This window comes from Pseudomonas sp. GV085 (assembly GCF_003050925.1).
Lineage (GTDB): Bacteria > Pseudomonadota > Gammaproteobacteria > Pseudomonadales > Pseudomonadaceae > Aquipseudomonas.
The window spans coordinates 33,180-46,639 of the sequence record NZ_QAOV01000010.1; the positions used below are offsets into that span (position 1 = coordinate 33,180).

12 protein-coding genes are annotated in these 13,460 nt (G+C 59.1%); 9 read left to right on the forward strand and 3 right to left on the reverse strand.

Annotated elements, in window-relative coordinates; all coding sequences use genetic code 11:
• Nucleotides 1-41 precede the first annotated feature (41 nt).
• From rplQ to bfr, 3 genes are all read left to right on the forward strand, one after another.
• On the forward strand, nt 42-428 hold the full coding sequence (gene rplQ / locus C8K63_RS20525; protein ID WP_046041617.1) for a 50S ribosomal protein L17: 387 nt from the start codon (nt 42-44) through the stop codon (nt 426-428).
• A 237-nt stretch (nt 429-665) separates the two neighbouring features.
• Nucleotides 666-2,120, forward strand: coding sequence for a catalase (locus C8K63_RS20530; protein WP_108218343.1), 1,455 nt, complete (start codon nt 666-668; stop codon nt 2,118-2,120).
• Between the two features lie 149 nt (nt 2,121-2,269).
• Complete coding sequence (bfr, locus tag C8K63_RS20535; RefSeq protein WP_108218344.1) at nt 2,270-2,734, forward strand: bacterioferritin; 465 nt, start codon at nt 2,270-2,272, stop codon at nt 2,732-2,734.
• Between the two features lie 179 nt (nt 2,735-2,913).
• Here bfr and uvrA read toward each other — a convergent pair whose 3' ends face one another.
• Nucleotides 2,914-5,748, reverse strand: a complete 2,835-nt coding sequence (uvrA, locus tag C8K63_RS20540) for an excinuclease ABC subunit UvrA (protein WP_108218345.1) — start codon at nt 5,746-5,748, stop codon at nt 2,914-2,916.
• Nucleotides 5,749-5,939: 191 nt separating this feature from the next.
• Here uvrA and C8K63_RS20545 point away from each other — a divergent pair, with 191 nt between their 5' ends.
• The 3 genes from C8K63_RS20545 to C8K63_RS20555 all read left to right on the forward strand — a co-directional run bounded on the left by C8K63_RS20545 (nt 5,940) and on the right by C8K63_RS20555 (nt 8,901).
• Nucleotides 5,940-7,337: an MFS transporter gene (locus C8K63_RS20545; protein ID WP_108218346.1), complete on the forward strand. Its 1,398-nt coding sequence runs from the start codon at nt 5,940-5,942 to the stop codon at nt 7,335-7,337.
• Nucleotides 7,338-7,346: 9 nt separating this feature from the next.
• On the forward strand, nt 7,347-7,865 hold the full coding sequence (locus C8K63_RS20550) for a single-stranded DNA-binding protein (protein WP_007984430.1): 519 nt from the start codon (nt 7,347-7,349) through the stop codon (nt 7,863-7,865).
• A 163-nt stretch (nt 7,866-8,028) separates the two neighbouring features.
• Complete coding sequence (locus C8K63_RS20555) at nt 8,029-8,901, forward strand: AraC family transcriptional regulator (RefSeq protein ID WP_108218347.1); 873 nt, start codon at nt 8,029-8,031, stop codon at nt 8,899-8,901.
• A gap of 30 nt (nt 8,902-8,931) precedes the next feature.
• Here C8K63_RS20555 and C8K63_RS20560 read toward each other — a convergent pair whose 3' ends face one another.
• The gene (locus C8K63_RS20560) at nt 8,932-9,432 is read right to left on the reverse strand and encodes a YkgB family protein (protein WP_108218348.1); all 501 of its coding nucleotides are present in this window, start codon (nt 9,430-9,432) and stop codon (nt 8,932-8,934) included.
• A 222-nt stretch (nt 9,433-9,654) separates the two neighbouring features.
• Complete coding sequence (locus C8K63_RS20565; RefSeq protein ID WP_108218349.1) at nt 9,655-10,215, reverse strand: cysteine hydrolase family protein; 561 nt, start codon at nt 10,213-10,215, stop codon at nt 9,655-9,657.
• Between the two features lie 101 nt (nt 10,216-10,316).
• Here C8K63_RS20565 and C8K63_RS20570 point away from each other — a divergent pair, with 101 nt between their 5' ends.
• The 3 genes from C8K63_RS20570 (at nt 10,317) to C8K63_RS20580 (ending at nt 13,386) form a co-directional block, all read left to right on the forward strand.
• Complete coding sequence (locus C8K63_RS20570) at nt 10,317-11,309, forward strand: GlxA family transcriptional regulator (protein WP_108218350.1); 993 nt, start codon at nt 10,317-10,319, stop codon at nt 11,307-11,309.
• A gap of 219 nt (nt 11,310-11,528) precedes the next feature.
• Nucleotides 11,529-12,638 carry a DUF3182 family protein gene (locus tag C8K63_RS20575; RefSeq protein ID WP_108218351.1) on the forward strand — a complete coding sequence of 370 codons (1,110 nt, stop codon included), beginning with the start codon at nt 11,529-11,531 and terminating at the stop codon, nt 12,636-12,638.
• The gene (locus C8K63_RS20580) at nt 12,628-13,386 is read left to right on the forward strand and encodes a S9 family peptidase (protein ID WP_108218352.1); all 759 of its coding nucleotides are present in this window, start codon (nt 12,628-12,630) and stop codon (nt 13,384-13,386) included. The genes C8K63_RS20575 and C8K63_RS20580 overlap by 11 nt, the downstream gene beginning before the upstream one ends.
• Nucleotides 13,387-13,460: the final 74 nt, after the last annotated feature.

Genomic DNA, 13,460 nt, shown 5'->3' on the forward strand with positions numbered 1-13,460 from the left:
CGTCGTAATCACCGAACGTAGTGTTTGGTAAGGAATGAACCATGCGTCATCGTAAAAGTGGTCGTCACCTGAGCCGCACCAGCTCGCACCGCAAGGCCATGTTCCAAAACATGGCGGTGTCGCTGTTCGAGCACGAGCTGATCAAAACTACTCTGCCAAAAGCTAAAGAACTGCGCCGCGTTGCCGAGCCGCTGATCACTTTGGCCAAGATAGATAGCGTTGCTAACCGCCGTCTGGCTTTCGACCGTACTCGTTCGAAAGCTATCGTTGGTAAGCTCTTCAACGACCTGGGCAAGCGTTACGCTACCCGTGAGGGTGGCTACCTGCGCATCCTCAAGTGCGGTTTCCGCGCTGGCGACAACGCGCCTATGGCGTACGTCGAGTTGGTTGATCGTGCTACTGCTGGCGAAGCTGTATCTGCCGAGTAAGACGTCAGTCTGAAACAAAGAACCGGGCCTAGTGCCCGGTTTTTTGTGTCTGTAAGAAATGCACCCTTTGTACAAGCGTCTCCCTCGTCCACAGCGTCATCATGTGATGGGGATGATCATTAGTTTTTCTCTATCGATGTCTGCAAGTTAATGAATTTGTAGCTGTCATATTGATGATCAATACTCCCTCTCAGCCGATAGCCGGCAGTTCAAGACCGACAGAGGAAGGAAGATCGCATGAGCCAAAACACAACGCTTACCACCGCCAGTGGCGCTCCTGTTGCCGATAACCAGAATTCCCGTTCCGCCGGCCCTCGTGGCCCGTTGCTGCTCGACGATTTTCATCTGATTGAGAAGCTTGCCCACTTCAACCGTGAAAATATCCCTGAGCGCCGAGTACACGCCAAAGGCTCGGGTGCCTACGGTACGTTTACCGTGACGCGCGATATCACTCAATACACCAGCGCGAGGCTGTTTGAGGCAGTCGGCAAGCAAACCCCGACTTTCCTGCGGTTTTCCACCGTGGGTGGTGAGCGTGGTTCGGCCGATACCGAGCGTGATCCGCGCGGCTTTGCCTTGAAGTTCTACACCGAGGAAGGCAACTGGGACATCGTTGGCAATAACACCCCCGTGTTCTTCATTCGCGATCCACTGAAGTTTCCGGACTTTATCCACACCCAGAAGCGTTTGCCGCAAAGCAACCTGAAAAGTGCCCAGATGATGTGGGACTTCTGGTCGCATTCGCCCGAGGCGCTGCACCAGGTCACCATCCTGTTCTCCGACCGGGGTATCCCGGATGGATACCGCCACATGCACGGCTTTGGTAGCCATACTTACAGCCTTATCAACGCTCAAGGTGAGCGTCACTGGGTGAAGTGGCACTACAAGACTAAACAGGGGATCAAGAACCTTGCTCCTGCCGAGGCGACGCGCCTGGCGGGTACTGATCCGGATTACGCTCAGCGCGACCTGTTCAATGCCATCGAGCAGGGTGATTTCCCGAAATGGCGCGTATGCATTCAGATCATGAGTGAGGCCCAGGCGGCAGCGCACTACGACAACCCGTTTGATGTCACCAAAACCTGGTCGCAGAAAGAGTTTCCACTGATTGAAGTCGGAGAGCTGGAGCTCAATCGCAATCCGCAGAATTACTTCGCGGAAGTCGAGCAAGCGGCGTTTGGTCCCAGCAATATGGTTCCAGGCGTTGGTCTGTCGCCGGATCGTATGCTGCAAGGTCGGGTCTTCGCCTACGCGGACGCTCATCGCTACCGTGTCGGCACCAATCACCAGCAGTTGCCCGTCAACGCTCCACGGAGTCCGGTCAACACTTACCAGCGCGATGGTTCGATGGCTTTTGGCAGCAATGGCGGTGCGACGCCGAACTATGAGCCGAACAGCTACGTCGAGTCGCCGAAGCAGGCGCCTCGTTATGCAGAACCGGCGTTGGCCCTCAGTGGTGCCGCCGATCGTTACGATCATCGTGAAGATACTGATTACTACAGTCACGCTGGCGCGTTGTTCCGCTTGATGTCTGAAGAGCAGAAATCACTGCTGGTCAGCAACATCGCCGGTGCGATGGCGGGTGTGTCGAGCGATGTGGTCGATCGCCAGCTGCAACATTTCTACAAGGCTGACCCGGCGTATGGAGAAGCAATCGCAAAGCTGCTCAACGTACAGCTTAACGAAGTCTAAATGAGAAGCAGAACCGCCCTTGTTAGGGCGGTTTTTTGCGTTATTTCGGCTGATTTTCTCAGGATATCTTCGCTTTTATTGCGTCTTGCGAGTGACGATAAGGGCATGTTGGTTCAAACTACAACTTTCAAGCAGGGAGATGTAGGGCGATGCAAGGCCACCCGGATGTGATCGATTACCTCAACACGTTGCTGACCGGCGAACTGGCCGCGCGTGATCAATATTTCGTCCACTCGCGGATGTATGAGGACTGGGGTTTCACCAAGCTCTACGAACGAATCAACCACGAGATGGAAGAGGAAGCAGGGCACGCTGATGCCCTGATGCGCCGGATTCTGATGCTCGAAGGCACGCCGCGCATGCGTCCGGACGATCTCGATGTCGGCACCACGGTGACAGAGATGCTCGAAGCGGATTTGCGCCTGGAATACAAGGTTCGTGCTGCGCTGTGCAAGGGCATCTCGCTCTGCGAGCAGCACAAGGACTATGTCAGCCGCGAAATGCTGCGGGTTCAATTGCACGACACCGAAGAAGATCACACCTACTGGCTCGAGAAGCAGTTGGGTCTGATCAAGTTGATCGGGCTTGAGAACTACCTGCAATCCCACGCCTGATTGCATAGGGGAAGCCCCAACGTCTTTTGTAGGAGCGAGCTTGCTCGCGAAAAATCTGAAGGCGCTGCGTTATCGTTTGCGACCTTCGTCGGAACGCCGCCCGGAGCAAGCTCGCTCCTACAGATATAAAAAAGCCCCTGTCATTGATGAAGTGACAGGGGCTTTTTCGTGGGGCCAGGTTAAGCCCGGTCACGCTCCAGCAGCGGTTTGAGGTAGTAGCCAGTATGAGACTGCTTCATCTCGGACACTTCCTCTGGTGTGCCGACGGCAATGATCTGCCCGCCCTTGGAACCACCCTCCGGACCCAGGTCAACCAGCCAGTCAGCGGTCTTGATCACGTCCAGGTTGTGTTCGATCACTACCACTGTGTTGCCGTGGTCGCGCAGGCGATGCAGCACGTCCAGCAGTTGCTGGATATCCGCAAAGTGCAGCCCGGTGGTGGGTTCGTCGAGGATGTACAGGGTCTTGCCGGTATCGCGCTTGGACAGTTCGCGGGACAGTTTCACCCGCTGGGCTTCACCGCCGGACAGCGTGGTCGCCGATTGCCCCAGCTTGATGTATGACAGGCCGACGTCCATCAACGTTTGCAGCTTGCGCGCCAGGGCCGGTACGGCATCGAAGAACACCCGCGCTTCCTCGATGGTCATCTCGAGGGTTTCGTGGATGCTCTTGCCCTTGTACTTGATCTCAAGGGTTTCACGGTTGTAGCGCTTGCTCTTGCACACGTCGCAGGGCACATAGATGTCCGGCAGGAAGTGCATCTCCACCTTGATCAGGCCATCGCCCTGGCAGGCTTCGCAACGCCCGCCCTTCACGTTGAAGGAGAAGCGCCCCGGCCCGTAGCCACGGGAGCGGGACTCCGGTACGCCGGCGAACAACTCGCGGATCGGTGTAAACAGCCCGGTGTAGGTCGCCGGGTTGGAGCGCGGTGTACGGCCAATCGGGCTCTGGTCGATGTCGACGACCTTGTCCAGGTGCTCGAGGCCTTTGATGTTGTCGTGGGCGGCCGCTTCAAGGGTAGTGGCGCCATTCAGCGCCGTAGCGCTCAAAGGGAACAGCGTGTTGTTGATCAGGGTCGACTTGCCTGAGCCGGATACGCCGGTCACACAGGTCAGCAAGCCAATTGGAATCTCCAGGTCGACATCGCGCAGGTTGTTGCCGCGCGCACCCTTGAGCGACAGCGTCAGCTTCTTGTTGCGCGGTGTGCGCTTGGTCGGGACTTCGATCTTTACCCGGCCTGACAGGTATTTGCCCGTCAGCGAGTCCGGGTGCGCCATGACCTCGGCCGGTGTGCCTTCGGCGACGATATGCCCGCCGTGCACGCCGGCGCCCGGGCCGATGTCCACCACGTAGTCGGCAAGACGGATCGCGTCTTCGTCGTGCTCGACCACGATCACGGTGTTACCGATATCGCGCAGGTGCTTGAGGGTGCCCAGCAGCCGGTCGTTATCGCGCTGATGCAGGCCGATGGAGGGTTCGTCGAGGATGTACAGGACGCCCACCAGGCCGGCGCCAATCTGGCTGGCCAGACGAATACGCTGGGCCTCGCCACCGGACAGGGTGTCCGCACTGCGATCCAGCGACAGATAGTCGAGACCGACGTTGACCAGGAACTGCAGGCGTTCGCGGATTTCCTTGAGAATCTTGTCGGCAATTTCGCCACGCCGGCCGGTGAGCTTGAGCCCGCCAAAATAATCGGACGCATCGCCGATCGGCAGGTTGGTCACCGCCGGCAGGGTTTTCTCGCCAACCCACACATGACGCGCCTCACGCCGCAGACGGGTGCCGCGGCAATCCGGGCATGACTGGGTGCTGAGGAACTTGGCCAGCTCTTCGCGCACCGATGCCGATTCAGTCTCGCGGTAGCGTCGCTCCAGGTTCGGCACGATGCCTTCGAACGGATGCGAGCGTTTGACGATGTCGCCACGGTCGTTCAGGTATTTGAAGTCGACGTTTTGCGAACCGCTGCCGTGCAGGATGAATTTCTGCTGATCGGCCGGCAGTTCGTTGAACGGTACTTCCAGGCTGAACTTGTAGTGCGAGGCCAGCGAGCCGAGCATCTGGAAGTAATAGACGTTGCGCCGATCCCAACCGCGAATCGCCCCTTCGGCCAGGGTCAGTTCGCCATTGACCAGGCGCTTGATGTCGAAGAACTGCTTCACCCCCAAACCATCGCAGGTCGGGCAAGCGCCGGCCGGGTTGTTGAAGGAGAACAGTTTTGGCTCAAGCTCGCTGATGGCGTGGCCACAAATCGGGCAGGCGAAGCGTGCGGAGAAGATCATCTCTTCGCCGGGCTCGTCGTCCATCGGCGCCACCAGGGCGATGCCATCTGCCAATTTCAGCGCGGTTTCGAAGGATTCCGCCAGGCGCTGTTGCAGGTCGGCGCGGACCTTGAAGCGGTCGACCACGACATCGATCGTATGTTTTTTCTGCTTGTCGAGCTTGGGTGCTTCGTCCAGCTCATAGAGCTTGCCGTTGATCCGGGCGCGGACGAAGCCTTGGGCGCGCAGCTCTTCGAAAACCGACAGGTGCTCGCCTTTGCGCTCGCGGATGACTGGCGCCAACAGCATCAGCTTACTGCCCTCCGGTTCGGCGAGGACCAGGTCGACCATCTGGCTGACGGTCTGCGCTTCCAGCGGGATGTCGTGATCCGGGCAACGTGGAATACCCACGCGAGCATAAAGCAGGCGCAGGTAGTCGTAGATTTCGGTAATGGTGCCGACCGTCGAGCGCGGGTTGTGCGAGGTGGACTTCTGCTCGATGGAGATCGCCGGCGACAGGCCTTCGATGGTGTCGACGTCGGGTTTTTCCATCATTGACAGGAACTGCCGGGCGTAGGCCGACAGCGATTCGACGTAGCGGCGCTGACCTTCGGCGTACAGGGTGTCGAAAGCCAGGGACGACTTGCCGGAGCCGGACAGGCCGGTGATGACGATCAGTTTGTCCCGTGGCAGGGTCAGGTCGATGTTCTTCAGGTTGTGGGTTCGAGCCCCACGAATCAGGATCTTGTCCAAGGTGGCCTCGCTCGGCGGGCGTCGAAAACGTAGGAGTATACGGCCAAATACTGGATGGATGCACACTATCAAGCGAATGGGCTACTGTCTTACATGAAGAGTGCGTCAGCAATGCGCGTCAAAGCGTCGCGATATACCCAGCCAATCGATGGGACTGGTAGAATCGCCGCCGGTTCACATGAGGTTTTTCCATGCACGATCCCCACAGCGAGCGCATGAGTGGCAGCGAGACCCGCGCAGCAAGCGGTCTGGCCCTGGTGTTCGCCTTCCGTATGCTTGGCATGTTCATGGTGTTGCCGGTACTGGCGACCTATGGGATGGATCTGGCCGGAGCCACGCCGGCCCTGATCGGCCTGGCGATCGGCGCCTATGGCCTGACCCAGGCGATTTTCCAGATTCCGTTCGGGTTCATTTCCGACCGCATCGGTCGCCGCCCGGTGATTTACCTGGGCTTGATCGTCTTTGCCCTCGGCAGTCTGCTGGCAGCCAATGCCGATTCGATCTGGGGTGTGATTGCCGGGCGCATCCTGCAGGGCGCCGGGGCGATTTCCGCGGCGGTCATGGCCTTACTGTCGGACCTGACCCGCGAGCAACACCGGACCAAGGCCATGGCCATGATCGGCATGACCATCGGCCTGTCGTTTGCGGTGGCCATGGTGGTCGGCCCGCTGCTGACCCGCGCCTTCGGGTTGTCCGGGCTGTTCCTTGCCACGGGCGGCATGGCGTTGTTCGGCATCGTGATCGTGATGTTCATGGTGCCGCGCACCACCGGCCCGTTGCAGCATCGCGAATCCGGTGTCGCGCGCCAGGCGCTGATACCGACCCTCAAGCATCCGGACCTGCTGCGCCTGGACCTCGGCATTTTTGTGTTGCACGCGATGTTGATGTCCAGCTTCGTCGCCTTGCCACTGGCGCTAGTCGAAAAGGCCGGGCTGCCCAAAGAGCAGCACTGGTGGGTGTATCTGACCGCGCTGCTGATTTCTTTCTTCGCCATGATCCCGTTCATTATCTACGGCGAGAAGAAACGCAAAATGAAACGAGTTTTACTCGGCGCCGTCGTGACGCTGATGCTCACTGAGCTATTCTTTTGGCAGTTCGGCGACAGCTTGCGGGCTCTGGTGATCGGTACGGTGGTGTTCTTCACCGCGTTCAATCTGCTGGAAGCTTCGTTGCCATCGCTGATCAGCAAGGTTTCACCGGCGGGCGGCAAGGGCACGGCGATGGGGGTTTATTCCACCAGCCAGTTCCTCGGGTCGGCATTGGGTGGCATTCTTGGCGGCTGGCTGTTCCAGCATGGCGGTCTGTCGGTTGTGTTCCTCGGATGCGCCGGTCTGGCTGCCCTCTGGCTGGCCTTTGCTGTTACCATGCGAGAACCTCCCTACGTGACAAGCCTGCGCTTGCCGTTGTCGCCCGAGGCGATCCGCGAAGCGGGTCTGGTCGAGCGCTTGAAGGCGGTCGTAGGGGTAACAGATGCAGTGATAGTCGCTGATGAAGCGGCCATTTACATCAAATTGGACACCGAACTATTGGATCGCACCACCCTTGAAAGCCTGGTGAACAACCCGGACGGGGCAGCGTGCGTAGCCTAGGAGAACGTAATGGCCCGTGGGGTTAACAAAGTCATATTGGTCGGCACTTGCGGCCAGGATCCTGAAGTTCGTTACCTGCCGAATGGTAACGCCGTGACCAACTTGAGTCTGGCGACCAGCGAACAGTGGACCGACAAGCAAACCGGTCAGAAAGTCGAAAAAACCGAATGGCACCGTGTGTCGATGTTCGGCAAAGTTGCGGAAATCGCTGGCGAATACCTGCGTAAAGGTTCGCAGGTGTACATCGAAGGCAAGCTGCAGACCCGCGAGTGGGAAAAAGACGGTATCAAGCGTTACACCACCGAAATCGTGGTCGACATGCAAGGCACCATGCAACTGCTGGGCGGCCGTCCACAGGGCGATCAGCAGGGGCAGGGCGGCGGTAACAACTACCAGCAATCCGCTCCGCGCCAGCAGGCACCGCGTCCACAGCAGTCGGCACCGCAGCAGTCGCGCCCAGCTCCACAGCAGGCTGCTCCTCAGCCGGCTCCGGATTTCGACAGCTTTGATGACGATATCCCGTTCTGATTCTTTCATCAAAGAATAGAACCTGAAAAAAGCCCGGCCTCCTTATGGATGCCGGGCTTTTTGCATTTTTACCAGGGCATTCCTCGCTGGGATCGAGGACCGTCCAGCCGCCAGCGCGCGGTGATACTCTGCGACTGGTCCAGACCTTGTGCAGAGTTGCCCTATGGATCGTCTGTCTACGTTGTTGTCACAGTTCGGCGTGCGCGCGAACCTGTTTTACAGCGGCATGCTTTGCGGCGTGGCGTCCTACGATGGCGCCGACCAGCGCGGTCATATTCACCTGTTGCAGGCCGGCTCTGTCACGTTGAAAGGCCCAGGGAGGAGTGAGTTGTTGCTCTCTCGCCCCAGCCTGATTTTCCTGCCGCGCCCCAGCCGACATCAGCTCATCGCCAGTGACACTGAAGGTGCTCAGCTGTTATGTGCGTCGATGCTGTTCGATGGTGGCGCCAGTAATCCGATATCTGCTTCGCTCCCCGATCTTCTGGTATTGCCTCTGGATGAGCTGCCGTTGCTGGCCGACACCCTGAGATGGATGTTCGATGAAGCTGGCTCCGGGCATTGTGGCAGGGAGGCGGTGCTTGATCGTTTGTTTGAGCTGTTGATCATTCTGCTGTTCCGGCATTTGCTCGACCACCAACAGTTGAGCACCGGCATGATGGCCGGGTTGGCCGATGTGCGGCTGTCGCGCTCGCTGATACAGATGCAAAACCAACCTCAGCGGGCCTGGTCAGTGGCCGAGTTGGCGAATGAGTCGAACATGTCCCGTGCCGCTTATGCGGTGCATTTTCGCGCGGTCCTGGGGCAAACACCGTTGGATTATCTTTTGAGCTGGCGCATCAGTCTGGCGCAGAAGCGCCTGCGGGAAGGGCGGCCGATTACGCTGATCGCCGATGAGGTGGGTTATGAAAGTCCGTCGGCGCTTGCCCGTGCGTTTCGCCGCAAGACCGGCTGCAGTCCACGGGGTTGGATGAAATCCCTGGCCGTTGAGGGCCGCGTACTTGCTGATGATGACGATGACCTGAATGCATCGAGCTGATTCAGGCCATCGGCGGATGAAGTCGTCAGCTCAAGGGGTTTCCAGTCTGGTCAGCGAATGGCCCGCCACGAACAGGGAGGCGGCAAGCAAGCCGATGTCCTTAAGCAGGAACTGGCCAGGCGCGACCGTAATGGCCGGGAAACCAAGGCCGGGCTCAATCACGCCGGGTGTCGAGAACATAAAGCTCAAGGTGGTGAAAAACAGCCCGGCAGACAAGAAGCCTCCGATCAATGAAAGCTTTGGAGACAGCAGGCGGCCCGCAATCAGAACGCCGATGGAAATCTCCAGGACACCGAGCAAACTGGAAAACAGATCGACACTGAAAAGGTCATAGACCCATCCCAGCAAGGGGCTATTGCTCACCAGTGGCACCAGCCCCTCTGCTTCATAGTGGGTAAATTTCATTCCGCCGAACCAGAAGTAGATAACGGCGAGGGCGAAGTAAATGCCGTAGGTCCCGATCGCCATGGTGGTGAGTCCGAGGGACGTTTTTTTCGACAGGCTGTCAGTGCTGATATTCATTCTGTTCATTGTTCAGGCTTCCAGTGAGTTATCCAGAAAGTGGCATGGGTGAAAGCAACATCCCCCGCGTATGCGTTGGGAGTAGCGTCATTGTTGGCTTTGGCGTGCCTTTCCAGGGTTCTGGCGGTATTGCGTTCGATGCAGATCGTCCAGACTCACTGGCAATAAAAAGCCCATGGCATGTGAGGCCATGGGCTTCTTTCATTTTTGCTGTCTCGTCCTGAATAAGGTTTACACCTTCTGGCTTCCGATCAGGAAATCGTTGGTCGACACCACGCTGGCATACGCAAACGCCAGGGCTGCCATGAACGCCGCATGAACCTGCGCCGCCGGAACCGCTACGCCATTGAACTCCAGGTCGCGGGTGGCGCAGGCGTCGTGGATCACGGTCACCTTATAGCCAAAGTCCGCCGCCGCACGGGTGATGCCGTCGACGCACATGTGGCTCATGCTGCCCACGACCACCAGTTCCTTGATGCCTTGCTCGTCGAGGATCGATTTCAGCTCGGTTTCGCGGAATGAATTGACGAAGTGCTTGAGCACCACCGGTTCGTCGGCACGGTTGAGCACTTTGGGGTGCAGCTTGGCGCCTTCGGAGTTCGGGGTGAAAAACGGTGCCTCTTCGGAGGTGAATTCGTGGCGGATGTGCACCACCGAATCACCGGCGTCGCGGAAGGCCTTGATCAGGCGTACGGCGTTGTCTGCGGCGGCGTCGGCACCGACCAGCGGCCACTTGCCTTGGGGGAAGTAGTCGTTCTGGATATCGACTACGATGAGCGCTTGCTTGGCCATGACTGATTCCTCGAAGTGTGTGTTGGTGTGGAATGAAGTATTGGCGCTGGCAGGCGGTCCGGGGATTGGCCGCACCGACAATAAGAGGGGGAAAACTGACAATGGATGCAGAAAGGGCAATCGCCGAGCTCGGTGTGTTGATCTATCCCGGCGCGCAGAAGGCGGCGGTGCATGGCTTGACCGACCTGTTCGAGGTGGCCAACCGGATCGCCACCAAGCATCAGTCTGCGCAGTTGCCGCTGCTGCGGGTCAGCCATTGGCAAGTCGAGGGTGATCAGCCGCCAGTTCGGGTCTTCGACAGCCATCCCGGCCCGGAGCGTACCCTGGTGGCCGTGTTGATTCCGCCATCGATCGCCGGTTTTTCCGAAGGCCAGGCGCCACAGGGATTGATCCGCTGGTTGCGCGAGCAACATGCCAGCGGCGCGACACTGGGCGGGGTTTGCGTGGGCTCTATCCTGTTGGCTGAAAGCGGTCTGCTCGACGGTCGCAGCGCCACCACCCACTGGACCTCGGCCAAAACCTTTGCCGAACGTTACCCGGCGATCAGGCTCAAGGCCGACACACCGATTGTCGATGACGGCGATCTGATTACTACCGCCGGGCTTATGGCCTGGTCCGAACTCGGTTTGCGCCTGGTCAACCGGTTGCTGGGACCGAGCATTGCCACCAATACCGCACGTTTTCTGGTGGTGGAGCACAGCGACAGCGCCAGCGAGTGCGGCAGTAATTTTGCGCCGATTCTCAGCCATGGCGATGCGGCGATCCTCAAGGTGCAACACTGGCTGCAAAGTACCGGGGCGACCGATGTATCGCTGGCGGCGATGGCCGAAAAGGCCGGCCTGGAGGAGCGCACCTTCCTGCGAAGATTCCGCGCGGCTACCGGGCTCAAACCTACCGAATACTGCCAGCATCTGCGAGTCGGCAAGGCCCGGGAAATGCTCGAGTTCACCAACGGCACCATCGACCATATCGCCTGGACCGTGGGTTACCAGGACCCCGGGGCGTTTCGCGCGACGTTCAGGAAAATCACCGGGTTGGCGCCGAGTGATTATCGGTCGAGATTTGGGGTGACGCCGGGTGCTGCTGTGCGGTAGTCGCTGTACTGCCAATAACCTGTAGGAGCAGGCTCGCTCCCACAGGGCGTCGTGCAAAATGCCGGAAAATCAAAGGGCGTCGTGCAGAATAAAACAGGCCCCATGCCATCACTTTCTGCGTAACAGGCTGATTTGAAAAACGTTTCCCTGCACTGCGCCTTGGCCTGATCTCTGCACCCCTTCAGCTACATTCATCAAGCGTCGATTGAAGGGGGATGCATGACCCCAACAACCCGCAAGAAACTGGTGGTCGCCCATTCGGTGCTCGCCGATGCGCCACCGCATGAAGTTGAAACCAACCGTGCGCTGGCCCGCTGGCTGGCGCAGATTTTGGGGCTCAAGTACGGCGGCAGTTACCACCCGCAATTACACGACGGGCGGGACCTCTACCTGTTGCCGACCCAGACCCTGGTGGGCGCTGCGGCTGCCCGGCAACTGGGGGTCAAGGGGCCGGAGGATTTGTGGGGCGGTTATGTCGACCACGACTTCATATGCACCAAAGCCATCAGTCATGGATTACTCAACCACCATGCCCATGCACCGCCAGGCTGGGCGCCGTTGTTTTCCGAACGGGTGCGCAGTGTCGTGCTCGACGGTCTCAGCGTGTTCTCGCTGGAGGATGCACGGCCAGCGGCGAAGCATCTGCTCTATACCGGCCCGATCCGCCTCAAGCCGATTCACGCCTGCGCCGGGCGGGGTCAGGAAGTGATCGACAGCCTCGACCGGTTCGACGAAATCCTTGCCCGGCCCGAAGCCAAGACGCTGTTCACGCAAGGCGTGGTCTTGGAGCAGGACCTGGATCAAGTGATCACCCACAGCGTTGGTCAGAGTTTCATCGGCGACAAGGTGCTGAGTTACTGTGGTGAACAATACTTGACCAAGGACGCAAGGGGCGAAGAGGTGTATGGCGGCTCGAACCTGTTGGTGGTGCAGGGCAGCTACGTCGATTTGCTGAAGCTGGACCTGGCCGATGATGTGCGGGTGGCTATCAAGCAAGCGCAGGTGTTCGACAGCGCCGCGGATGAAGCCTATCCGCGTTTCTATGCGTCACGGCGCAACTACGACATCGCTCAGGGCATCGATAGCGACGGCAAACAGCGCAGTGGCGTGCTGGAACAGTCCTGGCGCATGGGCGGTGCCAGCAGCGCCGAGGTAGCGGCCTTGCAGAGTTTCGTCAGCGATCCGGGGATGTGCGCCATTCGTGTGTCTTCGGTGGAAACCTACAGCGATCAGCCGTTGCCGGCAGACGCTATCGAGGTGTACCGCGGGCCGGCGCAGACCAGTGACTTTCTCCTTAAGTACGTGACGGTTAAATCCTATGACGGCTAGAAGCGAATCCATTCAGATCGACATCGACAACGAACAGATGAGCGGGACTTTTCTGAGCCCCAAATCGAAAGTCCCCGGCGTGCTCTTCGTGCACGGTTGGGGCGGCAGTCAGGAGCGGGATCTGGAACGCGCCAAGGGCATCGCCGCGTTGGGCTGTGTCTGCCTGACGTTCGACCTGCGCGGACACACCGGCGGCACCGGCATTCCATTGTCCCGGGTGACCCGCGAAGACAACCTGCGCGACCTGCTGGCAGCCTATGACCGATTGCTCGCGCACCCGGCTCTCGATACGTCGGCAATTGCCGTGGTCGGCACCAGTTACGGGGGGTATCTGGCTTCGATTCTGACCTCGCTCAGGCCGGTTCGCTGGCTGGCGCTACGGGTACCGGCGTTGTATCGCGATGAGCAATGGCACGCGCCGAAACGCGAATTGGACAAGCTGGATCTGCGTGATTACCGAGCTAGCCTGATACGTGCCGACAGTAACCGCGCCTTGCATGCCTGTTCGCAATTCACTGGGGATGTCCTGCTGGTGCAGTCCGAGACCGACGAATACGTGCCCCACGCGACGATCATGAGCTATCGGGCAGCCTGCCAGCAGACGCACTCACTGACTCACCGCATCATCGATGGAGCCGACCATGCCTTGAGTGACCCGATTTCCCAGCAGGCCTACACCTCGATCCTGGTGGACTGGATTACCGAGATGGTGGTGGGGGAGCGGTTGAGCATTATTCAATCATCTTGAGATTTGTGGCGCGTCCAAGGCCGCCATCGCGAGCAGGCTCGCTCCCACATGGATCGAGGGTGTACATGGAATCT